Below are 24,641 nucleotides of genomic sequence, written 5' to 3' on the forward strand. Positions count from 1 at the left end.
ATGACCATCACTGCACAGGAAGCGCTGCAGCGCACGATCGAGCACCGCGAAATTTTTCACGACGAAATGCTGCATCTGATGCGCCAGATCATGCGCGGCGAGATGTCGCCCGTCATGTCCGCCGCCATCATCACCGGCTTGCGCGTGAAGAAGGAAACCATCGGTGAGATTGCCGCGGCCGCCACCGTGATGCGCGAGTTCGCGAATCACGTCGAGGTCGAGGACAACTCGAATTTCGTCGACATCGTCGGCACCGGCGGCGACGGTTCGCACACGTTCAACATTTCCACCGCGTCGATGTTCGTCGCCGCGGCCGCGGGCGCGAAGGTGGCGAAGCACGGCAACCGCGGCGTGTCGAGCAAGTCCGGCAGCGCCGACGTGCTCGAGGCGCTGGGCGTGAACATCGACCTGTCGCCGGAACAGGTGGCGGCATCGATTGCCGAGACTGGCATGGGCTTCATGTTCGCGCCCAACCATCATCCGGCGATGAAGAACATCGCGCCGGTGCGCCGAGAACTCGGCGTGCGCACCATCTTCAACATCCTCGGTCCGCTGACCAATCCGGCCGGCGCGCCGAACCAGCTCCAGGGCGTGTTCCATGAAGACCTCGTCGGCATCCAGGTGCGCGTGATGCAGCGCCTGGGCGCGAAGCACGTGCTCGTCGTGTACGGCAAGGACGGCATGGACGAAGTCTCGCTCGGCGCCGCCACGCGCGTTGGCGAGCTGAAGAACGGCGAAGTGACCGAGTACGAGATTCATCCCGAGGACTTCGGCCTGCAGATGGTGTCGAACCGCTCGCTGAAGGTGCAGGACGCGCAGGAATCGAAGGCCATGCTGCTCGGCGCTCTCAACAACAAGGCCGGCGTCGCGCGCGAGATCGTCACGTTGAACGCGGGCACGGCGCTGTATGCCGCCGATGTCGTCGAGTCGATCGAAGCCGGCATGGCCGCCGCGCGCGAGGCCATCGAGAGCGGCGCGGCGCGCGAGAAGATCGACACGCTCGTCAAGTTCACGCAGCAGTTTGCGAAGAAGTAAAGGAAGCCAACATGAGTGACATCCTGGACCGCATCATCGCGGTCAAGCGCGAGGAAGTGCGCGCGGCGGAACTTAGCGCGCCGCTGGAAGCGCTGCGGCTCGAAGCCACGTCGCGCGATCTGCGCGACTTCGTCGGCGCATTGCGCGCGAAGCATGCGGCCAATCAGGCAGCGGTCATCGCCGAAGTGAAGAAGGCGAGTCCGTCGAAAGGCGTGCTGCGCGAGCATTTCGTGCCCGCCGAGATTGCGCGTTCCTACGAGCAAGGCGGCGCCGCGTGCCTCTCCGTGCTCACCGACGTGCAGTTCTTCAAGGGAAGCGTCGCCTATCTGCAGGAAGCGCGCGCCGCGTGCAGCTTGCCGGTGCTGCGCAAGGACTTCATCGTGGACCCGTATCAGATCATGGAAGCGCGCGCGATGGGCGCGGACTGCATCCTGCTGATCGCTGCCGCGCTCGAGCTTTCGCACATGCAGGACCTCGAGGCCTACGCGCATTCGCTCGGTCTCGCCGTGCTGGTCGAAGTGCACGACGCCGACGAACTGCGCGACGCACTCACGCTGAAGACGCCGCTCATCGGCATCAACAACCGCAATCTGCGCACCTTCGAAACGAGCATCGAGACGACCATCGGCATGCTGGAGATGGTGCCGGAGGATCGCATTGTCGTGACGGAGTCGGGCATTCTGTCGCGTGTCGATGTCGAGCGGCTGCGCGCGATGCGCGTGCATACCTTCCTGGTCGGCGAAGCGTTCATGCGCGCCGACGATCCTGGCGCGGAACTCGCGCGCATGTTTGTCTGACTTCATCGACGGGACCGGACCTTGGGCATCGAACGGGAACTGAAACTCGCGCTTGCGCCGTCGCAGCATGACGACGTCGCACGCTTCTTCGACGAACACACCGGCCCGGGCCGGCCGATCGAACTGACCAACGTCTACTTCGACACCTCCGCCTGCGCGCTGGCGAAAGCCAAGTCCGCGCTGCGCCTGCGCCGCACGCCGGAGCAATGGCTGCAGACCTACAAGACGCTCGGCAAGAGCGTCGCGGGCCTGAGCAACCGTCAGGAGTGGGAGTTGCCAGTCGAGCGTGACGCGCTCCAGATCGACGCGCTGCTCGCCGCTTGCGACGACGAAGCCGCGCGCGAGACGCTGGAACGCGCCGCGCCCGAACTGATCGCGCTGTTCAAGACTGATTTCCGCCGCATCGTGTGGGACCTCGAACGCGAGGGTTCGCAGATCGAAGTGGCGCTGGACCGGGGCGACATCACCGCCGATGTCGACGGCGAGACGCGTCGCGCGGAAATCAGCGAACTGGAGCTGGAATTGAAATCCGGTGAGGAAAGCGCGTTGTCGATGCTTGCCGCCGAACTGCGCGGCGCGTTTCCGGAACTCACGCCGGAAGATCTCAGCAAGGCGCAGCGCGGCTATCTGTTGCGCCAGCCGCCAGATGAAAAGCATCACGACGCCTGATCGCCCCGCATGAGCCAACAGCCTTCTCTCTTCGAGGATGCGGGCAACGCGTCCGCATCGCCCGGCACGACGCTCGAAAGCCAGTTCGCGGCGCTGCCTGACGACTGGCGCCTCCATCTGCGGCCGTTCATCGACGGCAAGCACTACGCGACGCTATGCGCGTTCGTCGATGCCGAGCGCGCCGCCGGCAAGATCGTCTATCCCGCCGATGTCTTTCGTGCGCTCCGGCTCACGCGCCCCGCCGACGTGAAGGTCGTGATTCTCGGCCAGGATCCGTATCACGGCGAGGACAAGGGCACGCCGCAGGCCCACGGGCTGGCGTTCTCGGTGCCCGCGCCGGTGCGCCCGCCGCCGTCGCTGCGCAACATCTTCAAGGAGATCCACGCGAGCCTCGGCTTCCCCGCGCCCACGCACGGCTGCCTGGATTCGTGGGCGAAACAGGGCGTGTTGCTGCTCAACACGTCGCTGACGGTGGAACGCGACCGCGCCGGCAGTCACGCGAAACGCGGCTGGGAGCAATGCACCGACACGCTGATCCACGAAATGGCGCAGCGCCACGACGGACTCGTGTTCATGCTGTGGGGCGCGCATGCACAGGCGAAACGCGGTTTGATCGAAGGCACGGGCAAGGCGCATTGCGTGCTGGAGGCGGTGCATCCGTCGCCGTTGTCGGCGTATCGCGGCTTTTTCGGCTGTGGTCATTTCGCGCTCGCCAACGACTATCTGACGAAGCATGGCCGTGAAGCGATCGACTGGCGGCTGCCCGCCGAGCCCGAACTGCTGGCCTGACGCTTCCGCGCAAGCCATGAAACGTAAAACGCCCCGCTGACACAAATCAGCGGGGCGTTTTGCTTGATGCCTTGATGCCTTGATGCCGAAGCGAAACGCTTACAGCGCCGCGATGGCCTCGCGCGCCGACGCCAGCGCCGCACCCGCCACGTCCGGACCCATGTTCAGGCCTTCGGCGTAGATGAAGTTCACGTCGGTCAGGCCGATGAAGCCGAGGAAGGTCTTCAGGTAAGGCGTTTGCGAATCGTTCGGGGTGCCCGCGTACTTGCCGCCGCGCGCCGACACCACGAACACCTTCTTGCCCTTGACCAGGCCTTCCGGGCCGTTCGCGCCGTAGCTGAACGTCATGCCCGAGCGGGCGATCCAGTCGAAATACGTCTTCAGTTGCGACGAGATGCCGAAGTTGTACAGCGGCGCCGCGATCACGACGATGTCCGCTGCCAGCAGTTCGTTGATCAGCGCTTCGCTTTTCGCGTTGATGGCGGTCTGTTCCGCGTTGCGCTGGTCGGCCGGCGTGAAGAAGGCGCCGAGCGTGGCGTCATCCAGATGCGGAAGCGACGCGCCGAGCAGGTCGCGCACGACAACCTTCGCGCCCGGGTTGCTTTGTTGCAGTTTTGCCGTGAGTTCGTCGGCGAGCAGCGTCGATTGGGCGCCTTGCGAACGAGCAGCGGAATTGATTTGCAGAATCGTCGTCATGATGGCTTCCTGTTCCTTGGCGGGACAGCGTGCGCGTTGATCGCCCACGATGTCCCATGCAGAGCTTTCGGGATTCGGGCGCTGTCTGCACCCGGCTTAGGAAGCATTCTCCCCTTTCGGCGATCTATAAAAAGCCGTTCGGCCGCGACGGATTGTTGCAGGGGTAGAACAATCCGACCGCCTCAGCCCTTCAGCCAGCGTTCGCGCCATTGTTTCGACGGACCGCGCCCGTCGATGGCCGTCAGCAGGTAACGCACGACCTCGGGCCCGTCGAGCTTGAGTTCCGTGCGGCGCAGTTCGTCGCGGCGAAATGCATGGATCTCCACCTTCGCGCCCGGCAGATAGCGCGACAGCAGGCCCTCCAGATTGGCACCGGTGACGCGCAGCCCGTCGATCGCGACCAGCACATCGCCCGCCGACAATCCGGCTTTCTGCGCCGCCCCGCCCTCGTGAACGACCGCGAGCGCGCACTCCGCCCCGCCGCGCACGCGCACGCCGAGCGTGGGCTTGAGCGCCGCGCCGTTGCCGGGCAGATCGGGCGCGAGCGCGATGCCGAACGGCTCCAGCAAGGCATCCAACGGCAGGTCGCGGGTGCCGCGCACGCCGTCGCGGAACAGCGCGCGCAGGTCCGCGCCGGTGGCTTCGGCAAACAGCGCCTCTACGTCTTCCTCGCGGATGCCGCGCGCCTTGCCGTGATAGAAGTCGCGTCCGTAGCGCTGCCACAGCAGGCGCATGACGTCGTCGAGCGACTTGCGGTTGTCAGTCTGGGCGCGAATCGACAGATCGAACGCCAGCGCGACGAGCGATCCTTTCTGGTAATAGCTGACGATCGCGTTCGGCGCGTTTTCGTCGGCGCGGTAGTACTTCACCCACGCGTCGAACGAGCTCTGCGCGACCGACTGCTTGAACCGTCCCGCACCGCGCAGCACGCCGCCGATCGTCTTGCCGAGCAGGCTGAAGTAATCGCCGGCCGTGATGAGGCCGCTGCGCACGAGCATCAGGTCGTCGTAGTACGACGTGAAGCCTTCGAAGAGCCACAGCAGCGTCGTGTAATTCTCCTGCGACAGATCGTATGGAGCGAAGGTGGCGGGCTTGATGCGCTTCACGTTCCACGTATGGAAATATTCGTGACTGCACAGGCCGAGATAGGTGCGATAGCCGTCGCTCAAATCCGGCCGGCCCTGCACCGGCAGGTCCGTGCGATTGCAGATCAGCGCCGTCGACGCGCGATGTTCGAGCCCGCCATAGCCGTCGCCGACGGCCAGCGTCATGAACACGTAGCGGTCCATCGGCGCGCGCTTCGTGCGCGGCTCGAACAGCGCGATCTGCGCTTCGCAGACGCGCTTGAGATCGGCCTGGAGCCGGTTCATGTCGAGATTGACGACGCGCCCCGAGATCACGATGTCGTGCTTCACGCCATGCGCGGTGAAGCTGCCGAGCGCGAATTCGCCGAGCGTGACGGGGTGATCGGCGAGTTCGTCGTAGTTGTCCGCTTCGTACGTCCCGAACCCGTAGCGCTTCGTGCCACGCGCCTCGCGCAGCGCCGTGCCGACGCGCCAGTTGCGATACGCACCGCCTTCTGGCGGCTGGATGTCGATCACGCACGGCGCGCCCGACTGCCCTTCCACCGCGAGGAACACGCTCGTGGCATTGAAGAAGCCGATGCTGTCGTCGAGATGCGCCGCGCGCACCGACAGATCCCACGCGTAGACCTCGTAGCGCAGCGTGAGCGGGCCCTCGACGGGCGCCGCTTGCCACGCGTGCTTGTCGATCTTGTCGATCGCGACCTTGCGGCCCGCCGCGTTGAACGCCTGCAAGGTCACGATGTTGCGCGCGAACTCGCGGATCATGTAGCTGCCCGGAATCCACACCGGCAGCATGAAGCGCTGGCCGGCCGGATCGGTTTCGGCGACGGTCAGCGTGACTTCAAAGCAATGCGCGGCGGGTTTTTTCGGAACGATGCTGTAATGCACCGGTTGCAGGGAGGGTGTCATCGCGTGGTCCTTGTTCTTGTGCCGGGCGCGCCGCTTGTGCTCGTTATGTCCGTCATGCCCGCGGCTCCGGCCGGCGAACCGGAGCCCGTAAAACAAAGGAGGCGCCAGGCGCCTCCGTCCTCATGCCGCGTCGCGCTCACTGCGCGGCCGACAGTTCCTTCTCCAGCCGGTCTGCGGGCACGGCGCCCGGCAGTCGGCGGCCATCGGCGAGGAATACGGTCGGCGTGCCGGTCACGTTCATCGTGCGGCCGAGCTTCAGGTTCTTGTCGATCGCGGTGGTGTCGCAATTCGCGGCCGTGGCCGGCGCCTTGTGATCCAGCATCCAGCTTTCCCACGAGTTGCCGCGATCCTTCGCGCACCAGATCGACTTCGACTTGACCGTGGAATCCGGCGACAGCACCGGGTACAGGAAGGTGTAGACCGTCACGTTGTCGATGGACTTGAGCGTGGTTTCGAGCTGTTTGCAATACGGGCAGTTCGGGTCCGAGAACACGGCGATCTTGCGGCTGCCGTTGCCCTTCACCACCTTCACCGCGTTCTCGAACGGCAGCTTCGCGAAGTCGATCTTGTTGGTTTCCGAGAGCCGCGCCTCGGTCAGGTTTTTGCTGCTGCGCGTATCGACGAGATCGCCGATCAGCACGTAGTTGCCGGTGGCGTCGCTGTAGATGATCTGCGAGCCGAGATTCACTTCGTAGAGACCGGGAATCGCGGTCTTGTCGATGCTCTTGATGCTGGCGTCGCCCATGCGCGACTCGAGCGTCGACTTGAGTTTGTCGGTGGTGGCGTCGGCGTGGGCCGGGCCGGTCATGCCGAGCGTGACGGCAAGCGCCGCAGCCGTCGCGAGCGCAGAACGAAGAATGGTTTTCATGCGGTTTCCTGTGAGTCGGCCAGCGTCGCGCGAAGGCCGCGCGTCTGAATATCAATCAATGTTTCGTTTCAACCGTTTCAACCGAGCGCCGCCGACACCAGCCAGCGCTTGACCAGCGGCTGCGCGCCGACGAACGCCATGCCGGTATTGCGCACCGCGCGCGCGAACGTGCCGGGCACGGCGAAGAGCCGCTGCAGGCCGTCTGTTGCGAACATGAGCTTCTGGATGTCTTCGCGGCGCGCGCGTTCGTAGCGGCGCAACAGCGTCGGGTCGCCGAGATCGCGGAACGATTCCTTGTTGGCGATGACATCCGCGAGCGCGGCGACGTCGCGCAGGCCCAGGTTCATGCCCTGGCCCGCGAGCGGGTGAATCAGGTGCGCCGCATCGCCGACGAGCGCCACGCGCGGCGCGATCAGCCGGTCGACGGTTTGCAGCCCGAGCGGAAAACCTTGCGCGGGCGTCACGCAGTCGAGCGTGCCGAGCTGGTTTTGCGTGGCGGTTTCGACCTGGGCGGCGAGTTGCGCGGGATCGAGCGCGAGCAGGTCGTCGGCGTGCTCGGTGCGCGCCGACCAGACGAGCGACACGTGGTCGCCCGGCAGCGGCAGCAGCGCGATGATTTCGGAATCGCGGAACCACTGGTAAGCGGTCTCGCCGTGCGGCCGTTCGGCCTTGAAATTGGCGACCACGCCGGTCTGGCGATAATCGCGGCGGTTCATCTTCGCGCCCATCTGCGCGCGGACCCAGGAATGTGCGCCATCGGCGCCGACGATCAGATCCGCTTCGAGCGCTTCGCCGCTCGCGAGCGCGATGTGGGCCGCGTCGGCCTCGACGGTCATGCCTTGCGCGCGCGATTCGAACCAGGACAGGCTCGGCTGGAAGCGCAAGGCGGCGTCGAGCGATTGCTCGATCAGCGACGATTCGACGATCCACGCCAGTTGCGGCACCGATGCCTGGAACGCGGAGAAGTGCAATTCCGCGTGGGCGTCGCCGAATACGCGCATGTCGAACACCGGCCCCAGGCGTGAGCGGTCGAGCGCCTGCCACACGCGCAGCCGTTCGAGCAGCGCCTGCGAGCTGGACGACAGCGCGTAGATGCGCGAATCGAACGCGGCGCCCGGCGGCAGGCCGGCGGCGCGCGACGCGACGAGCGCGGTGCGCAGGCCGGATTGCGCGAGCGCCAGCGCGGCCGTCTTGCCGACGAGCCCGCCGCCGACGACAACCGCGTGGAATTTCAGGGGGTGCGAAGTCATCCGGGCATTATAGCCGTGGGGGTCAGAGGGGTTTGGGGCTTGCAGAGCGAGAAGCAGGCACGGGCGGCCCGACCGTCGACGTCCGGTGCAACGGTACGCAACGGTACAATAGCGGCTTGCCTGGCCGCGGCACGCGGCCGCCGGTCGGAGCGGGCGTCATCGTCCGTCCATCGTGCACCATTTTTGACGAAAAAGCGCGACTCGCGCCGTCTCACCAGTTCGAAGGATCCCATGAGCCTCCAATGCGGCATCGTCGGCTTGCCCAACGTCGGCAAGTCCACCCTCTTCAATGCGTTGACCAAGGCGGGCATTGCCGCCGAAAACTATCCGTTCTGCACCATCGAGCCGAACGTCGGCGTGGTTGAAGTCCCCGACGCGCGTCTCCAGGCGCTCGCCGACATCGTGAAGCCCGAGCGCATCCTGCCGGCCGTGGTCGAGTTCGTCGATATCGCCGGACTGGTCGCGGGCGCGTCGAAGGGCGAAGGCCTCGGCAACCAGTTTCTCGCGAATATCCGTGAGACCGACGCCATCACGCACGTCGTGCGCTGCTTCGACGACGAAAACGTGATCCACGTCGCGGGCAAGATCGATCCGATTTCGGACATCGAAGTCATCAACACGGAACTCGCGCTCGCGGACTTGTCAACCGTGGAGAAGGCGCAGTCGCGCTACTCGAAGGCCGCCAAATCGGGCAACGACAAGGAAGCGATCAAGCTCGTCGCCGTGCTCGAAAAGGTGCGCGCGCAGCTCGACCAGGCGAAGCCGGTCCGCGGCCTCTCGCTGAACGAAGACGAGTTGCTGCTGATCAAGCCGTTCTGCCTGATCACGTCGAAGCCGACCATGTACGTCGCCAACGTGAAGGACGACGGTTTCGAGAACAACCCGTATCTGGACGCGGTGCGCAAGCACGCCGACGCGGAAAATGCGCCGGTGATCGCGGTGTGCGCGGCGATCGAAGCCGAAATCGCCGATCTCGACGACGCCGACAAGACCGATTTCCTCGCCGACATGGGCATGACCGAGCCGGGCCTGAACCGCGTGATCCGCGCCGGTTTCAAGCTGCTCGGCTTGCAGACGTACTTCACGGCGGGCGTGAAGGAAGTGCGCGCGTGGACCATTCATATCGGCGACACGGCGCCGCAAGCGGCAGGCGCCATCCATACGGATTTCGAACGCGGCTTCATCCGCGCCCAGACCATTTCCTTCGATGACTATGTCGCGTACAAGGGCGAACAAGGCGCGAAGGAAGCCGGCAAGATGCGCGCGGAAGGCAAGGAATATGTCGTGCATGACGGGGATGTCATGAATTTCTTGTTCAACGTGTGATCAACGTCGACGACTTTTGCTGGATCTCGATGGCGCTCAGTAGCGCTTGGTGGACAGGTTAGCCCATTTGAAATCAATGGGTTGCGTAAACAATACGGTCTGCTGAGCGTTCCTATTGTTCATCGAGGTCTGAAAAAATCGGGGGTAGCGTTGGGGGTACTCGTGTTCAACCGTGGGGGTACATCTCCCCGCAGTGGAGTCCAACGATGCCCGAAAATCTACTCACCGACCTCAAGGTCAGGTCGGCCAAATCGACTGATCGAGACTGGAAACTTTCAGACGGCGGAGGCTTGTTCCTGCTGGTCAAGCCGACCGGCGGCAAACTCTGGCGGTGGAAGTACCGCCTGCACGGCAAGGAGAACCTCTTTGCCATCAGCGGCTTTCCTCAAGTAAGTCTTGCGGAGGCGCGCGCGGTTCGAGAGAAAGCGCGTGCTTTGGTCAAGCAAGGCATCCATCCTGCTCATGAGCGGCAGCAGGTCAAGCAGCGCAACCTGGAAGCACTGGAGGAACGCAAGCGCGCTCGTGAAAGCTCGTTCGCCAAGGTAGCGCAGGCGTACCTGGCCGAGATCAAACCTGTTTTTGCGCTCAGTTCCTACCGCACCAAAGAGTCCCGTATCAGGAAGTACCTGTCGCCGAAGTTCGACGGGATGCCGATGAGCGACATAGGCGTGAAGCAAATCCGCCCGCTGCTGGAGGAGTGCAAGGCCCACGGCGCGTGGGCGGCCATCCATGTCAAAGGCGATCTTTCAGCCATCTTCGAATTCGCGGTGGTGCGGGGTCTGGTCGAGGCAAATCCAATTCCCAGCCTGCGCCGGCTGCTACGCGTGCCGTTCAGCGAGAGCAAGGCGGCGATGACGCGAGAGCAAATCCAGAAGTTCTATCAGGAGTTACGCGGCTACCGGGGCTATCCGGAAATCTCTTTGTGTCTGCGGTTGATTGCTCTGACGGCTTGCCGCCCAGGGGAAGCGGCGGATGCCGAGTGGGACGAGTTCGACTTTGAGGATGCTCTGTGGCGTCGGCCTGAGGCGAAGATGAAAGCGCGGCGTGACCATGTCAGCCCGTTGTCCACGCAGGCCGTAGCAGTGCTGAAGGATTTGCAGTGCATCACGGGCGGTGGCCGCTATCTGTTCCCACACCGTGGTGACAAGGGCTTCACTACGCCCAACCGGCTGACCTACGCGATGCGCGACATGAACCTGGGCCGGGGCACGACGCCGCATTGCTGGCGGACGACCTTTTCGACTTGGGCCAATGAGAACGGATACAGGCCCGATGCGATCGAGCGGCAGCTTGCCCACGTGGAAAGCCACAAGGTTCGGGCAACCTACAACAAGGCGCTGCTGCTGGATCAGAGAACGACGCTGTTGCAGGATTGGGCCGACTATCTGAGTGCGGCCGAAGACAGCGGCACGGCATAGGGACAATTTGGCCGGGTGTTGCAGAACGAATGGACAGGGGGCGGCCTTCCTTTTCTGGATAGGGCCGTGGTCCCTTGAGAGTCATTGTCCCCTTGCCATTTGCCTTTGCCCCGAGGCTGGGCGCCAGGAATGGGATAAACAATGGATTAAATGGGGTAATTATGACTTTATTACCCTTTAAAATTGATGTCGCTCATTTCCTACCCAGACGGCCATGCCAGTCCCTCAAGACCGGTCCGATTCAGGAATGGGGTAGTCAAACAACGGTAATGAGGCATTTTTAGAGAAATTACCCCATTTTTCGGCTATGATTACCCCATTTACACAGCCCGGGCTTACATCTCCATGTACTCGCTCACACCCGAGTACCTTACCGCGCTTCGCTTCGATGGCACTCAGGCCGCCACGTTGCGGTTGCTTGGCGAGTACCAAGGTAAGCAGCAACTCTACGCTGCGCAGTCGCCCGAGGTCCTCAGGGGGCTACGCCAGATCGCGGTGGTGGAGTCCACCGAGTCGTCCAACCGGCTGGAAGGTGTTGTCGTAGCGCCCTCGCGGTTGAAGTCTCTGGTCACCCGTAACGCAACGCCAAAGAGCCGTTCTGAGCAGGAGATCGCCGGCTACCGTGACGCCCTGGCGCTGATCCACGAATCGGCCGCGCACATGCCCTTCAGCGAGGGCGTAGTGCTGCAACTGCACACCCTGCTGTACCGCTATATGCCGCAAGCGGGCGGGCGCTGGAAGGCTACCAACAACGACATCATCGAGCGTCACCCAGACGGCACTTCGCGTCTGCGCTTCCAACCAGTCGCTGCGCACCTGACGCCGATGGCAATGACCGATCTGACCGGGCGCTACGCCACCGCGCTGGATCAACATCTGGCCGATCCGTTGGTGCTGGTGCCACTGGCGATGCTCGACTTCTTGTGCATCCACCCTTTCCCGGACGGTAACGGTCGCATGTCCCGCTTGTTGACCTTGCTGCTGCTCTACCACTTCGATTACGCAGTGGGCCGCTACATCAGCTTGGAACGCATCTTCGAGGACACCAAGGAAGGCTATTACGAAACGCTGGAAGCCAGCTCGCAGGGCTGGCACCAGGGGCAGCACGACGTCAAACCCTGGCTCGACTACTTCTGGGGCTCCTTGCTACGGGCCTACCGCGAGTTCGAGGAGCGTGTCGGCACCATCGAGCGTGGCCGCGGTAGTAAAGGCGACCGGGTGCGGGCGGAGGTCCTAGGGCGCAGCCAGCCGTTTTCGATTTCCGAGATCGAGGAAGCGTGCCCGGGCGTGAGCCGAGACATGGTGCGGTTGGTGCTGCGGGCAATGAAGTCAGAGGGATTGATCGAGTCCATGGGCAAGGGACGAGGAGCGAAGTGGAAACAAGTCAAGGTAGAGGGGGGAGACTGATGCAACAGCCCCTTACTCAGTATCAAAGCCAGTACTACGCATGGCTTCTGACGCGCCGCGCGGCAGGCGACTCCGTAGAGTCGCTGGCATCAACGCTGGTCGACTCGCAGGTTGATCTCAATCCACATCAGGTCGATGCCGCGCTCTTCGCCTGCCGCAATCCCCTTTCGCGAGGTGTGCTCCTCGCTGACGAAGTGGGGCTTGGCAAGACCATTGAAGCAGGGTTAGTCATCTCGCAGCGTTGGGCCGAGCGACGCCGCAAGATTCTCATCATTGTCCCGGCCAACCTACGCAAGCAGTGGCACCAGGAGCTGCAAGACAAGTTCGGCCTGCAAGGATTGATTCTCGAGGCCAAAAGCTACAACGCGATCCGCAAGCAGGATCGACAGAACCCATTCCTGTTCGCCTCCGGTCCAGTCATCTGTTCCTACCAGTTCGCCAAGTCCAAGGCTGACGATGTCAAGAGCATTGACTGGGACTTGGTCGTCCTCGACGAAGCACATCGCCTGCGCAACGTCTACAAGACCAGCAACGTCATTGCCAGGACCCTCAAAGAGGCGTTGTCGCACGTTCACTCCAAGGTGCTTCTGACCGCAACGCCATTGCAGAATTCATTGCTTGAACTCTATGGGCTGGTCACCTTCATCGATGACCGCGTGTTCGGAGACCTCGATAGCTTTCGCTCGCAATTTGCTGGCCGGGAACAGGCCTTCAACGGCCTGCGTGACCGGCTGGCTCCCATCTGCAAGCGCACTCTGCGCAAACAGGTCCAGCCCTATGTGTCGTATACCGCGCGCAAGGCCATCATCCAGGAGTTCACGCCGTCGAGTGAGGAGCAAGAACTGTCCGGACTCGTCGCTGATTACTTGCGCCGTCCCAACCTGAAGGCCATGCCCGAGGGGCAACGCCAACTGATTTCACTGGTGCTGTGGAAGTTGCTCGCGTCCAGCTCGCACGCGATCGCGGGCGCGCTGGAGACGATGGCCAAACGGCTTCAGGGAGTGCTCGATGAACCCATCGAAGTTCCCGACCTGACCGAAGAACTCGACGAGGACTACGAATCGCTGGACGAAACCGCCGATGAGTGGAGCGACCAAGACTCCGCTTCTGCGGCACCGAACCGCTCAGAGCGAAATGCCATCGCGCAGGAAATCGAAGAGCTTCGCCACTTCAAGGCGCTGGCAACCGACATCCGCGACAACGCCAAGGGCAAAGCGCTGCTCACCGCGCTGGATCGCGCCTTCGCCGAACTGGACCGGCTGGGCGCGGCACGGAAGGCCATCATCTTCACCGAGTCCAAGCGCACACAGGAGTACCTCCTCAGTTTGCTGGCTGACACGCCATACGGCGACGGTATCGTGCTTTTTAACGGCACAAACAGCGATCAGCGTGCACAGGCGACCTACAAGGATTGGCTGACGCGCCACGACGGCACCGACCGTATCACCGGCTCCAAGACCGCCGACACCCGTGCGGCACTGGTCGAGCACTTCAAGGAGCGCGGCAAGGTCATGATTGCCACCGAAGCCGGAGCCGAGGGCATCAACCTCCAGTTTTGCTCACTCGTGATCAACTACGACCTGCCGTGGAACCCGCAGCGCATCGAGCAACGCATCGGGCGCTGCCATCGCTACGGTCAGAAGCACGACGTGGTAGTTGTGAACTTCGTTGATCTCAGCAATGAGGCGGACAAGCGCGTCTACGAATTGCTGGCGCAGAAGTTCCAGCTTTTCGAGGGCGTGTTTGGCGCCAGCGACGAAGTGTTGGGCGCCATCGGTTCTGGCGTCGATGTCGAGCGGCGCATTGCTGATATCTATCAGAACTGCCGAGAGCCCGAGGAAATTAAATCCAGTTTCGAGCAACTCCGACTTGACCTTTCGGGAGAAATCAGCGAGGCCATGGTCAAGACGCGCCAACTCCTCTTAGAGAACTTCGACGAGGAAGTACAAGGCAAGCTCCGCGTCCGCGCGGAAGACAGCCGCAGCGCCCGGAGTCGTTTCGAGCGGATGCTGATGGAGCTGAGCCGAGCGGAACTGGACAAGTTCGCGAGCTTCGATGACGACGGCTTCCATCTGGAGCGTGTGCCAGACGGTATCAATACTAGCGAACGTGCCGGTATCGAGCTCGGACGTTATGAATTGCCCCGCCGCTCCGGCGACGCGCACCTGTTCCGAGTCCATCATCCGCTGGCCATGTGGGTTACCGAGAAAGCCAAGGCCCGCATGCTTAACGCCGCCAAGCTCGTATTCGACTACGACGCATACGGCACCAAGGTGAGCACTCTGGAGCCTTGTCGCGGCAAGGCGGGTTGGCTCACAGTGAGGCTCATTGAAGTTGATGCGCTGGGTAACCAGGAGCAGCATCTGCTGGTCACGGCCGTCACGTCGGACGGTATTGCTTTACTAGAAAACGATCCTGAGAAGCTCCTCCGCCTGCCCGCCGTTGCCCAACCGCCCAGCCTGTTTAGGACCGAGGCGGACTCTGCGCTGTCGTCCAACGTTGAGATTCGCAAAGCTGAGCTGCTGCGCGAGATCAATCAGCGCAATCTCGGCTACTTCGAGCAGGAAGTCCAAAAGCTGGATGCGTGGGCCGATGACTTGAAGCTGGGCCTTGAGCAGGAAATTAAAGAGACTGACCGGCAAATAAAGGATGTGCGCAGCACTGCGGCCACCGCGCCGACGTTGAATGAAAAGCTGGCCTGGCAGAAGAGACAACGGGAGCTTGAGGCCAAGCGGAGCAAGCTGCGGCGGGAATTGTTCGCCCGGCAAGACGAAGTGGAAGCTCAGCGCAACGACCTCATCAGCCAGTTGGAATTGCAGCTTCAGCAGCAAGTGGAGGAGCACATGCTGTTCACCATCGAGTGGGAACTGAAATGACGACAAAAAGAGAGATTTCTCGGGGGGCAATCTGGAGGCAATGGGACCTGCATGTCCACACGCCCGCATCGTTCCATTGGTCAGGAGATAGGTTCGATGTCGATCTCTCTTCTGCAAAAAGCAAGAAGCTGGTCGATGAAATGATCGAAGCGATGAACCATGCCGAACCGGCTGTGTTCGCGATCATGGATTACTGGACCTTTGACGGCTGGCTTGCACTACGAAGGCGCCTCAAGGACGAAGACGCCCCTGCCCTGAAAAAGCTCGTCCTTCCAGGAATCGAACTTCGGCTTGCCGCGCCAATGAAGGGGCGACTGAACGCACACGTACTGTTCTCGAACGAGGTCGATGAACAGGTCCTCAGGGATTTCATATCTGCCTTGCGCATTGAGTTGGTGGACAGACCGCTTTCTGAGCCTGCGTTGAGAGAGCTTGCCAGGAAGGTCGGCGAGGACAAGTTGAAGCATCATGGCTTCAAGAAAGCCGATGTAGATTCTTCCGACGAGAAAGCTCTGCTCGCTGGAGTGGTGATTGCGGAGATCAATGCTGACTCGTACAGAGAAGCGATTCGGAAGGTTCCGAACGAGCACGCGATCGGCCTTATGCCATTTGATACGAATGACGGACTGGCAGAGGTCGGATGGCAAGAGCACTACGCCTATGCCATGAACCTCTTTCAAACCTCTCCGATCTTCGAGACACGAGACGCCGATCTGCGCGGCGCGTTTGTTGGCGAGCAGACAGCCGGCAACGCCAAGTGGTTCAAGAACTTTCAAGCGGGTCTGAATAATATTCCGCGCTTGGCAGTCTCAGGAAGCGATGCCCACTGCTTCGTTGGAACAACTGGCGACAACAACAAACGGGGCTATGGCGACTACCCCTCCGGGAAACGGACGTGGATCAAAGCGGACCCAACGTTCCATGGCCTCAAGCAAGCCATTCTTGAGCCGGCGAAGCGCTCCTTCATTGGTGACAAGCCGCCCAAGGTTCATGAAGTCGAGTCCAACAAGACCTTTTACATCGAGTCGATCGAGATCAGCAAAACAGGGAACAAGGCCGGTGTCGGGCGGTGGCTGCACGGCTGTGACATCCCGCTGAATCCCGATCTTGTCGCCGTCATTGGGAACAAGGGAAGCGGCAAGAGCGCTTTGGCGGATGTCATCGCGACGCTCGGCAACTCCAAGCAATCCAAGCACTTCAGCTTCTTGAAGAAGGATCGCTTTTGGGGTAAGACCGGCGAACCCGCACGCCACTTCACCGGAACACTGACCTGGCGAGACGAAAGCACCGAGTCCAGGCCATTGAATGAGACGCCATCAGAGGAGAAGGCGGAGCTTGTTCGCTACATCCCGCAGGGCTACTTCGAAGAGCTTTGCAATGAACACGTATCGGGTAAGTCGAACGCATTTGAGAAGGAGCTGAGGTCAGTGATCTTCTCCCATGCGAGCGAAGAAATGAGGCTTGGCGCGCTCGACTTCGATCAGTTGACAGAGCAGCAGGAGCAGTCGCTCAGGAATCGATTGGGCGAGTACCGTAAGGAATTGGCATCGACCAACGCAGACATCGTTCGCATCGAGGAGCAGCTTCAACCCATTGAGCTGAAGAAACTCACCGATCTACTCTTGCTTAAAGGCAAGCAGATCGAGGAACACGACAAGCTGAAGCCTGCGGAGCCCGGCGCTGCTGTCGTCGCCCTTCCTGCTGGTGGTGCTGGCGTATTTCGGACACAGCCGCAACTATGCGCTGAGCAACGATGAGGCCCGCCAACTGCGCTATTGGGCGCTGATGGCTAATGCCAAAGGCCGCTTCTCCCGAGGCTCCAGCGAAACCATTCTGGATCAGGATTTGGCAAGTATTCGTCAGGGCGGCGCGGTGAGCGAGCTGATCGACCGACTGCGCCTGCAGTTCGGCCGCCTCGACATTACCGCGGAGGAGCTGGAAGGCCGCAACCAGCGTAGCGCGCTGTTCAAGACCATGTTCCTGGCTTTCCGCGCTGCCGGCGCGAAAGATTGGCGCAGCCATCTGGCCATTGCTCTGGATCATTCGGGCGTCCAGCATCGCTTGCAGTTCCATCACATTTTTCCCAAGGCCGTACTGAAGACCAGCTTTACTGCCCGCGAGGCGGATGACATCGCCAATCTGGCCTTCATCGGCGGCAAGACTAATCGCGCGATCAGCGACAAGGCCCCGGCGGTTTACCTGCCTCCGCTGGTGGACCAGCTTGGCGAGCCAGCGTTCGCAGCACAGTGCATCCCGGTTGAAGCATCGCTGCTGGAAGTGGAAAGCTACAAGGCTTTCTTGCTTGAGCGACGCAAGAGGATTGCAACGGCGCTGAATACGTTTGTTGGGCCTGCAGATTGAGCCGGTGGACGGCTGTGTATGTAGCCTGCGGGCCTCATACTGCCTGACCTAGCTACCGAGGTAGATGGCAGTGATTTGAACGCGCTCGTGTCCCAACTCACGGCTGATGGTCTGAAGAGCATGGCGGTCTTCTATGCGCTGCGTTGGACTCAACTCCGTGACTAATGGTCCACCTGCCGCAGGCGGCGGCCTCCCCGTTAACGCCTCATAGCGGCTTTGCGCGTACTGATGGCGAAGGCCATGCATATGACTCAGACCCACCGCCTTGCACTGTCCATCGTAGACGTGCCGTTGCTGGATGTAGGTCTTGTTTGCTGGTATCAATGACCCTGTGCTTGCGAGGTGGTGGGCGGCCTGGAGCGCGTCGCGTTGCTCTGCCGTGATGACGGGCACAGTTCGGTCCGGGCCGCCTTTCGTCCACGATCCCTTGAGGGCGATGTGATCACCACGATCCGCATAGCTAGGCTGAAACTTGATCGCTTCCTCACGGCGCAGTCCGAAGGCGGCCTGCAGTTGAAGGCTCATGCGTACGTGAGCGTCGGTGACCTGTTCAAGACCTGTGCCGAGTTCCTGGGTCTTGCTGATGTTGGTCACGTAGCGGCGCTCGGGCACGCCAAGCTGTGTGTTGTCAGCCGGCAAGATGCCAGCCTTGCCGATTTTTTCGGCCCACCAGCGCAGGTGAGAGAGCCGATTCTTGATGGTGCCGGACGATAAGCCTTCGCCTTGCCAGTGCTCCAGCAGCGCCTGGACGTGCTTGCCCTTGAGTGACGATGCCTTCATCTGCCGGAAACCGGCCTCGCGCAATCGCCGCGCAGCCAGCGCCAGCGAACGCATCCGGTCGGCCTGCGTGTTATGGCTGCCGTCACGGTTGCACCCACAACAACAAGCAGAGAAAAACAATGAAGAAGAGACATTTCCCCGCCCGCATCTACGCCGCTTGGCTCATCGCCGCCAGCCTCATCTGGACGCCGGCCGCCTTCGCCTAGGCGGATCGCCTCGCGAAGTACAATGACGGTTCGGCCCGCCGCGCACCGCGCGCGCGGGCGGCGCCACCTTCCCGCGCCGCCAGACAGCATCAGCATCAGCATCGGATGCCGCACCACGCACGCGGCATCCGCACTTCTCACCAGACGACCACCCAAGACATCCACATGGCCCAATACGTCTTCACCATGAACCGCGTCGGCAAGATCGTGCCGCCGAAGCGTCAGATCCTGAAAGACATCTCCCTGTCGTTCTTCCCGGGCGCGAAAATCGGCCTGCTCGGCCTGAACGGTTCCGGCAAGTCCACGCTGATCCGGATCATGGCGGGCGTCGATCGCGACATCGAAGGCGAAGCCACGCCGATGCCCAACCTCAACATCGGCTATCTGCCGCAGGAACCGCAGCTCAATCCGCAGCAGACCGTGCGCGAAGCCGTCGAGGAAGGTCTGGGCGACGTGTTCCAGGCGCAGAAGAAGCTCGATGAAATCTACGCCGCCTACGCCGAACCCGACGCCGACTTCGACCAGCTCGCCGCCGAGCAGGCCAAGTACGAAGCCATCCTCTCGACCAGCGACGGCGGCAGCCCCGAGCAGCAGCTCGAAGTGGCCGCCGACGCGCTGCGTCTGCCGGCCTGGGACGCGACGATCGAACATCTGTCGGGCGGCGAGAAGCGCCGTGTCGCGCTGTGCAAGCTGCTGCTGCAAAAGCCCGACATGCTGCTGCTCGACGAACCGACCAACCACCTCGACGCCGAATCCGTCGAATGGCTCGAACAGTTCCTCACGCGCTATCCCGGCACCGTCGTCGCGGTGACCCACGACCGCTACTTCCTCGACAACGCCGCCGAGTGGATCCTCGAACTCGACCGCGGCCACGGCATCCCGTGGAAGGGCAACTATTCGAGCTGGCTCGACCAGAAGGAAGACCGCCTGAAGCAGGAAGAATCGAGCGAATCCGCGCGTCAGAAGGCCATCAAGAAAGAACTCGAATGGGTGCGCCAGAATCCGAAGGGCCGTCAGGCGAAGTCGAAGGCGCGTATCGCCCGCTTCGAGGAACTCAACAGCCAGGAATACCAGAAGCGCAACGAAACGCAGGAAATCTTCATCCCGGTCGGCGACCGTCTCGGCAATGAAGTCATCGAGTTCAAGAACGTCAGCAAGTCGTATGGCGACCGCCTGCTGATCGACGACCTGAGCATGAAGATTCCGGCGGGCGCGATCGTCGGCATCATCGGGCCGAACGGCGCCGGCAAGTCCACGCTGTTCCGCATGCTGACCGGCAAGGAACAGCCGGATTCGGGCGAAATCGTCAAGGGACCGACCGTCAGGCTCGCCTACGTCGACCAGAGCCGCGACGCGCTCGCCGGCGACAAGACCGTGTTCGAGGAAATCTCGGGCGGCGCGGATGTCCTCACCGTCGGCAAGTACGAAACGCCGTCGCGCGCGTATATCGGCCGCTTCAACTTCAAGGGTAGCGACCAGCAGAAAGTGGTCGGCAACCTGTCGGGCGGCGAACGCGGACGCCTGCATCTGGCGAAAACGCTGATCGCCGGCGGCAACGTGCTGCTGCTCGACGAACCGTCGAACGATCTCGACGTCGAAACGCTGCGCGCGCTCGAAGACGCACTGCTCGAATTCGCCGGCTCGGTGATGGTGATCTCGCACGATCGCTGGTTCCTCGACCGCATCGCGACGCACATCCTGGCGTTCGAAGGCGACTCGCATGTCGAATTCTTCGACGGCAACTATCAGGAATACGAGGCCGACAAGCGCAAGCGGCTGGGCGAGGAAGCCGCCAAGCCGAAGCGCCTGCGCTACAAGCCGATCACGCGCTAATTACGCGCTAATTACGCGCTGAATACGCGCTAAGCCGCGACGCCGCCCGCGCCCTTGTGCGGGCGCGCGCACCGACATCCGGCGCAAAAGTGGCGACTGTGGGAGAAGCGGTCGCCATTCTTTTTTGTCAGACAAGACTACACGCTGGAAGCATTCCAGCACGACTTCCGGGAGACACACGCAGATGGCGGGAACGGGCGCGCGGCGGGGAGCGCTTTGGGCAGTCGGGATCATCGTGGCGCTCGTCGTCGTGGCGATCGGCGGATGGCTGTTCGTCGTGCATCAGATGAAAGAGCGGATTCTCGAGACGCTCGGACCCAACGGGTCGGTCGAGGAGATCGACGTGGATTTTGGCCACGTAACGCTGTCGCGCGTGCGCCTGCGCGGCCCGCAGGACTGGCCCGCCGCCGACGCCATGCGCGCCGAACGCATCGTGCTCGACGTCGACATGCGTTCGCTCATCACGCGCCCCATCCATCTGCGCAGCGTGAGTGTCGACAACTACTATCTGTCGATCGTCCGTTCCGCCGATGGCCGCGTGCGCATCCTGCCCGGTCTGAAGGAGACCGCCCGCGCCGCCGACGCAAAGCCGGACAGCCGGCAGGCCGACGAGCACGCGCAAGAGGAAAAGGTCATCGACCGGGTGTCGTTCGAGCGCGGCTCGATGGAGTTCTTCGACAGTTCCGTGCAGAACCCGCCGTATCGCGTGTTGATCGGCGATGCGCGCGCGACCATCGATCGCCTTCACTTGCCCGCGCTTAATGAACGTACTGACCTTTCAATGTCCGGCTCGATCAAGGGTCCGCAGCATACCGGCACGGTGTCGTGGGGCGGCTGGATGGTCATCGCGACCAAGGATTCGCAGACGCGCGCGACGCTGCGTTCCGTCGATGTCCAGACGCTCGATCCGTATCTGCTGAAGAAGGCGGGCGCACGCGCGGCGGTGACGGGCGGCACCATCGACATGAACGTCGATGCCACCGTGAAGGACAACCGTATTCACGCGCCCGGCTCGCTGGTGCTGAATCACCTTCAGATCAGCGACTCGGGCAATCCGCTCGACACCTTTCTCTCGATCCCGACCAAAGCCGCCATCGCCGCGCTGAAAGACCGCAAGGAGCAGATCAAGCTGGATTTCGTGCTCGACGGCGATCTGCGCGATCCCAAGTTCTCGCTGAGCGAGAGCCTCTCGAAGAAGCTGACGACGGGTTTCGCGAAGGCGCTCGGCGTGAGCGTGGAAGGCGTTGCGAAGGGCACCGGCGATACCGTGCGGGGCATCGGCAACGCGCTGAAGAATCTGCTGGGGCAGTAGCGCGTTTCCTCGCGTTTGATTCGGTCAGAAGTCCAGATTCAACGCCCGCAATTGCGCTTCCGTGCCTGACGCGTCCGTATGGTGAATGCCATGCCAGCCGAGCGCAGTCGCGGCCTGGGCGTTGTGGAGGTTGTCGTCGATGAAGACGAGTTCGGAAGGCTGCACGCCCGGCAGATGCTTTCCGATTTCTTCGAACATCAGCGCGAAGATGCGCGGATCGGGCTTCACGAGTCCTACGCGCCCCGACACGACCACTTCGCGAAACCTGCGCAGCACGTCGAAACGGTCCCACGCATAAGGAAAGGTTTCCGCCGACCAGTTGGTGAGGCCAAACAGCGGCACGTCCGCGCGCTCCAGCCGCTCCATCAGCGCGACGCCGTCTTCCAGCACGCCCGCCACCATCTCGGGCCAGCGCGCGTAGAAGGCGCGAATCAACGCTTCATGTCCGGGATGAAGCGCGATCAGCTCGGCCGTGCCCGCTTCAATGGTCTGGCCGCCGTCCTGCTGCACGACCCATTCCATCTTGCAGACGTTGTCGAGAAACCAGCGGCGCTCGCTTTCGTCGGGGATCAGCTGCTTGTACAGATAATCCCGGTTCCAGTCGATCAGCACGCCGCCGAAATCGAACACGACTGCCTGGATGGTCATGGTTCGACGCTCCCTTCGGTCAGATGGCTTGAGTGCGGGCCTCGAGCCACGCCAGCGCCGCGCCCGACACATGCGGCGACACGCGCCTGCGCACCGTCTCGTGATAAGCATTGAGCCACGCGCGTTCGTCCTCACGCAGCAAGCTCAAGTCGATGCAGCGTGTATCGATCGGACACAGCGTCAGCGTTTCGAACTCGAGGAAGTCGCCGAACTCGGTCTTCCCGGCGGCCCGGTTCATCGCGAGATTCTCGATGCGGATGCCCCACTTGCCCGGCCGGTAGAGCCCCGGTTCGATCGAGGTGATCATGCCCTCTTCCATCGCTGTCCACGGCTCGGCGGGCGCGTAATGGGAAATGACCTGCGGGCCTTCATGCACGTTCAGGAAATAGCCGACGCCGTGGCCGGTCCCATGGCCATAGTCCGCGCCCGCTTCCCAGATCGGCGCGCGTGCGATCGAATCCAGCATCGGCGAGCGGATGCCGCGCGGAAAGCGTGCGCGCGAAAGCGCCATCGTGCCCTTCAGCACCACCGTGAAGTCGCGCTTGTGCTCCGCCGTGATCTCGCCGACGGGCACGACCCGCGTGATATCGGTCGTGCCGCTCAGGTACTGGCCGCCCGAATCGATCAGCAACAGCCCGTTGCCCTCGATCACCGCGTGCGAAGCCTCGGTGGCGCGGTAATGCGGCATGGCGCCGTTGGCATTGAAGCCCGCGATCGTGCCGAAGGACAGCGTGACGAAGCCCGGCCGGCGCGCGCGCGCCGCCGTCAGTTTTTCGTCGATGGTGAGTTCCGTGATGCGCTCGCGGCCCAGCGCACCCTCGAACCACGCGAAGAATTCGGCGAGCGCGGCGCCGTCCTGTTCCATCGTCGCGCGGACGTGTTCGGCTTCCGCCGCGGTCTTGCGCGACTTCGCGAATGTGGACGGATTCACCGCTTCGACGATCGCAACCGTCGACGGCACCTTCTCCAGCAAGCCATGCGTGATGCGGCGCGGATCGATCAGCAGCGTGGCGCCCGCAGGCAACGCGGCCAGCGCGCCGGGCGCGTCCGCATACGGCGCGACGCGCACGCGGTCGCGCGCGAGCGATTGCTGCAACGCTTCCGGCACTTTGCCGTCGGCGACGAAGAGCGTCGCGTCATCGGCGCCGATCAGCGCATGCGCGACGAACACCGGGTTGTAGCTCACATCGCCGCCGCGCAGATTGAAGATCCAGGCGAGGTCGTCGAGCGTGGACACGAAATGCCACTGAGCGCCTTTCGCGCGCATCGCCTCGCGCAATTGCGCCAGCTTGTCGGCGCGCGCGACGCTCGCATGCGGCGCCGCGTGTTCGTAGACAGGCGCGTCGGGCAGGCCCGGACGCGCGGGCCAGACGGCGTCGAGCAGATCGAGATCCGTGCGCAACACGATGCCGCGTGCATCGAGCGCATCGGCCAGCGCGCGCGCCGCTGCGACGCCGAGCACCGTTCCGTCCACCGCGACGGTCTCGCCCTCCGGTACGTGGTCCGCCAGCCATTCGACATGCGGTGCGCTCTGCTGGCCGGCCATCATCTTCACCAGCGCGATGCCGGTGCCGGCCAGTTGAGCTTCGGCCTGCGTCCAGTAGCGGCTGTCGACCCACACGCCCGCGAAATCCGCCGTCACGACCAGCGTGCCCACCGAGCCCGTGAAGCCCGACAGCCACTGACGTCCCTGCCAGCGTTCCGGCAGATATTCGGAGAGATGCGGATCGGCGGACGGGATCAGCACGGCGGCGAGATGGTCGAGCGCCATCTGGCGGCGCAGCGCGTCGATGCGGCGCGCAAACGTGGACGGCTCGGGAATGGCGGAGTCTGCAATGCGATCGTTCATGGGGTCACCTGCTTCGAAACGTGCTTGAAAGCCCTTTGCAGCCCTTTACGGGCGCGACGGGCAGCGAGGATCGCCCGCTGTCCGTCAGGAAAAAAATCAGCGGCGCGCCGCCAGTCCGACCGTGAGCGTCACGACGAGCAACGCGAAGACTGCGCACGCGAGCCATTCGAGCGTGTCGCCGTCGTGATAAAGATCGACGATGTTGCCGACCATGCGCGCCACGATGCTCGCCAGTATGCCAGCCGCGACCGCCGTCCAGATCCGGCCGGCCGGTCCGCGACCGACGCGTCCCGCGCGGCGTAGCGGATGCAGCCACCAGCTCGCGGCGCCGATCACCGCGCCGAGGAAAATCAGTCCGAGCCAGCCCATCAGCGGCCGTGCTCCGCCGAAAGCGTCAGGCGGCCGCGTGAAGCGTGTGGAGAGTCGAACATGCGTGATTCCGGGGTCTGTGACGGTGGAAGGCTGAGTTTAGGGGCCGGATTTGGCGAAGGCAAGACTGTGGACCAACGGGCAAAAAAACGGGAAAA

The 24,641-nt window shown here is 62.8% G+C and carries 19 protein-coding genes and 1 pseudogene; 12 read left to right on the plus strand and 8 right to left on the minus strand.

Translation table 11 applies throughout. The features are described 5' to 3' along the window. The 4 genes from trpD to QCE88_RS14805 are packed head-to-tail and all read left to right on the plus strand — an operon-like array spanning position 1 to position 3,290. Positions 1 to 1,035: an anthranilate phosphoribosyltransferase gene (gene trpD / locus QCE88_RS14790; RefSeq protein WP_309833463.1), complete on the plus strand. Its 1,035-nt coding sequence runs from the start codon at positions 1 to 3 to the stop codon at positions 1,033 to 1,035. Between the two features lie 11 nt (positions 1,036 to 1,046). Further along, a complete protein-coding gene (trpC, locus tag QCE88_RS14795; protein WP_309903056.1) occupies positions 1,047 to 1,832 on the plus strand; it encodes an indole-3-glycerol phosphate synthase TrpC in 786 nt (261 codons plus the stop codon). Between the two features lie 21 nt (positions 1,833 to 1,853). Beyond that, positions 1,854 to 2,501 (plus strand): CYTH domain-containing protein, encoded by a 648-nt coding sequence (locus QCE88_RS14800; protein WP_309903059.1) that lies wholly within the window; start codon positions 1,854 to 1,856, stop codon positions 2,499 to 2,501. Between the two features lie 9 nt (positions 2,502 to 2,510). Continuing rightward, a complete protein-coding gene (locus QCE88_RS14805; protein WP_309903061.1) occupies positions 2,511 to 3,290 on the plus strand; it encodes a uracil-DNA glycosylase in 780 nt (259 codons plus the stop codon). A gap of 99 nt (positions 3,291 to 3,389) precedes the next feature. On the opposite strand, the gene QCE88_RS14810 is transcribed toward QCE88_RS14805, so the two are convergent. The 4 genes from QCE88_RS14810 to QCE88_RS14825 form a co-directional block, all read right to left on the minus strand. After that, positions 3,390 to 3,986, minus strand: coding sequence for an NAD(P)H-dependent oxidoreductase (locus QCE88_RS14810; RefSeq protein WP_309903063.1), 597 nt, complete (start codon positions 3,984 to 3,986; stop codon positions 3,390 to 3,392). Positions 3,987 to 4,168: 182 nt separating this feature from the next. Further along, a complete protein-coding gene (locus QCE88_RS14815; protein ID WP_309903602.1) occupies positions 4,169 to 5,968 on the minus strand; it encodes a PDZ domain-containing protein in 1,800 nt (599 codons plus the stop codon). 148 nt (positions 5,969 to 6,116) lie between these two features. After that, complete coding sequence (locus tag QCE88_RS14820) at positions 6,117 to 6,848, minus strand: DsbC family protein (RefSeq protein ID WP_309903065.1); 732 nt, start codon at positions 6,846 to 6,848, stop codon at positions 6,117 to 6,119. A gap of 77 nt (positions 6,849 to 6,925) precedes the next feature. After that, entirely contained in the window at positions 6,926 to 8,098 is a 1,173-nt protein-coding gene (locus QCE88_RS14825; protein ID WP_309903067.1) for a UbiH/UbiF family hydroxylase, read from the minus strand. Between the two features lie 231 nt (positions 8,099 to 8,329). Between QCE88_RS14825 and ychF the strand changes: the two genes are divergently transcribed. The 6 genes and pseudogenes from ychF to QCE88_RS14855 all read left to right on the plus strand — a co-directional run bounded on the left by ychF (position 8,330) and on the right by QCE88_RS14855 (position 17,486). Next, a complete protein-coding gene (gene ychF / locus QCE88_RS14830) occupies positions 8,330 to 9,424 on the plus strand; it encodes a redox-regulated ATPase YchF (protein ID WP_309903070.1) in 1,095 nt (364 codons plus the stop codon). 206 nt (positions 9,425 to 9,630) lie between these two features. Beyond that, positions 9,631 to 10,842: an integrase arm-type DNA-binding domain-containing protein gene (locus tag QCE88_RS14835; RefSeq protein ID WP_309903072.1), complete on the plus strand. Its 1,212-nt coding sequence runs from the start codon at positions 9,631 to 9,633 to the stop codon at positions 10,840 to 10,842. A gap of 345 nt (positions 10,843 to 11,187) precedes the next feature. Continuing rightward, positions 11,188 to 12,249, plus strand: a complete 1,062-nt coding sequence (locus QCE88_RS14840; RefSeq protein WP_309903076.1) for a Fic family protein — start codon at positions 11,188 to 11,190, stop codon at positions 12,247 to 12,249. After that, positions 12,249 to 15,125 carry an SNF2-related protein gene (locus tag QCE88_RS14845; RefSeq protein WP_309903077.1) on the plus strand — a complete coding sequence of 959 codons (2,877 nt, stop codon included), beginning with the start codon at positions 12,249 to 12,251 and terminating at the stop codon, positions 15,123 to 15,125. Before QCE88_RS14840 ends, QCE88_RS14845 begins: the two co-directional genes overlap by 1 nt. After that, positions 15,122 to 16,792 (plus strand): annotated as a pseudogene (locus QCE88_RS14850) (ABC transporter); the annotation flags it as partial. The gene QCE88_RS14845 and the pseudogene QCE88_RS14850, both read left to right, overlap by 4 nt. A 37-nt stretch (positions 16,793 to 16,829) precedes the next feature. Next, positions 16,830 to 17,486 carry a hypothetical protein gene (locus QCE88_RS14855; RefSeq protein ID WP_309903081.1) on the plus strand — a complete coding sequence of 219 codons (657 nt, stop codon included), beginning with the start codon at positions 16,830 to 16,832 and terminating at the stop codon, positions 17,484 to 17,486. Positions 17,487 to 17,534: 48 nt separating this feature from the next. On the opposite strand, the gene QCE88_RS14860 is transcribed toward QCE88_RS14855, so the two are convergent. After that, positions 17,535 to 18,386, minus strand: a complete 852-nt coding sequence (locus QCE88_RS14860) for an integrase domain-containing protein (RefSeq protein WP_309903083.1) — start codon at positions 18,384 to 18,386, stop codon at positions 17,535 to 17,537. A gap of 251 nt (positions 18,387 to 18,637) precedes the next feature. Between QCE88_RS14860 and ettA the strand changes: the two genes are divergently transcribed. Beyond that, positions 18,638 to 20,305, plus strand: a complete 1,668-nt coding sequence (gene ettA, locus QCE88_RS14865) for an energy-dependent translational throttle protein EttA (protein WP_309903085.1) — start codon at positions 18,638 to 18,640, stop codon at positions 20,303 to 20,305. 184 nt (positions 20,306 to 20,489) lie between these two features. After that, positions 20,490 to 21,617 carry a DUF748 domain-containing protein gene (locus tag QCE88_RS14870; protein ID WP_309903087.1) on the plus strand — a complete coding sequence of 376 codons (1,128 nt, stop codon included), beginning with the start codon at positions 20,490 to 20,492 and terminating at the stop codon, positions 21,615 to 21,617. Between the two features lie 24 nt (positions 21,618 to 21,641). Here the strand turns inward: QCE88_RS14870 and QCE88_RS14875 are convergent, their stop codons facing one another. The 3 genes from QCE88_RS14875 to QCE88_RS14885 all read right to left on the minus strand — a co-directional run bounded on the left by QCE88_RS14875 (position 21,642) and on the right by QCE88_RS14885 (position 24,483). Further along, a complete protein-coding gene (locus tag QCE88_RS14875) occupies positions 21,642 to 22,265 on the minus strand; it encodes an HAD family phosphatase (RefSeq protein ID WP_309903089.1) in 624 nt (207 codons plus the stop codon). Between the two features lie 19 nt (positions 22,266 to 22,284). After that, positions 22,285 to 24,114, minus strand: a complete 1,830-nt coding sequence (locus QCE88_RS14880; protein ID WP_309903091.1) for an aminopeptidase P family protein — start codon at positions 24,112 to 24,114, stop codon at positions 22,285 to 22,287. A 96-nt stretch (positions 24,115 to 24,210) separates the two neighbouring features. Further along, entirely contained in the window at positions 24,211 to 24,483 is a 273-nt protein-coding gene (locus QCE88_RS14885) for a hypothetical protein (protein WP_309903094.1), read from the minus strand. Positions 24,484 to 24,641 lie beyond the last annotated feature (158 nt).

It is taken from the genome of Caballeronia sp. LZ035 (assembly GCF_031451175.1).
Taxonomy (GTDB): domain Bacteria; phylum Pseudomonadota; class Gammaproteobacteria; order Burkholderiales; family Burkholderiaceae; genus Caballeronia.

Excerpts from the sequence above, each read along its gene's own strand:
- QCE88_RS14885 (WP_309903094.1), bottom strand. The coding sequence starts at position 24,483 with ATGGGCTGGCTCGGACTGATTTTCCTCGGCGCGGTGATCGGCGCCGCG.
- QCE88_RS14880 (WP_309903091.1), bottom strand. The coding sequence starts at position 24,114 with ATGAACGATCGCATTGCAGACTCCGCCATTCCCGAGCCGTCCACGTTT.
- trpC (WP_309903056.1), top strand. The coding sequence starts at position 1,047 with ATGAGTGACATCCTGGACCGCATCATCGCGGTCAAGCGCGAGGAAGTG.
- QCE88_RS14810 (WP_309903063.1), bottom strand. The coding sequence starts at position 3,986 with ATGACGACGATTCTGCAAATCAATTCCGCTGCTCGTTCGCAAGGCGCC.
- trpD (WP_309833463.1), top strand. The coding sequence starts at position 1 with ATGACCATCACTGCACAGGAAGCGCTGCAGCGCACGATCGAGCACCGC.
- QCE88_RS14835 (WP_309903072.1), top strand. The coding sequence starts at position 9,631 with ATGCCCGAAAATCTACTCACCGACCTCAAGGTCAGGTCGGCCAAATCG.
- ychF (WP_309903070.1), top strand. The coding sequence starts at position 8,330 with ATGAGCCTCCAATGCGGCATCGTCGGCTTGCCCAACGTCGGCAAGTCC.
- QCE88_RS14840 (WP_309903076.1), top strand. The coding sequence starts at position 11,188 with ATGTACTCGCTCACACCCGAGTACCTTACCGCGCTTCGCTTCGATGGC.
- ettA (WP_309903085.1), top strand. The coding sequence starts at position 18,638 with ATGGCCCAATACGTCTTCACCATGAACCGCGTCGGCAAGATCGTGCCG.
- QCE88_RS14820 (WP_309903065.1), bottom strand. The coding sequence starts at position 6,848 with ATGAAAACCATTCTTCGTTCTGCGCTCGCGACGGCTGCGGCGCTTGCC.
- QCE88_RS14805 (WP_309903061.1), top strand. The coding sequence starts at position 2,511 with ATGAGCCAACAGCCTTCTCTCTTCGAGGATGCGGGCAACGCGTCCGCA.
- QCE88_RS14845 (WP_309903077.1), top strand. The coding sequence starts at position 12,249 with ATGCAACAGCCCCTTACTCAGTATCAAAGCCAGTACTACGCATGGCTT.
- QCE88_RS14875 (WP_309903089.1), bottom strand. The coding sequence starts at position 22,265 with ATGACCATCCAGGCAGTCGTGTTCGATTTCGGCGGCGTGCTGATCGAC.
- QCE88_RS14825 (WP_309903067.1), bottom strand. The coding sequence starts at position 8,098 with ATGACTTCGCACCCCCTGAAATTCCACGCGGTTGTCGTCGGCGGCGGG.
- QCE88_RS14870 (WP_309903087.1), top strand. The coding sequence starts at position 20,490 with ATGGCGGGAACGGGCGCGCGGCGGGGAGCGCTTTGGGCAGTCGGGATC.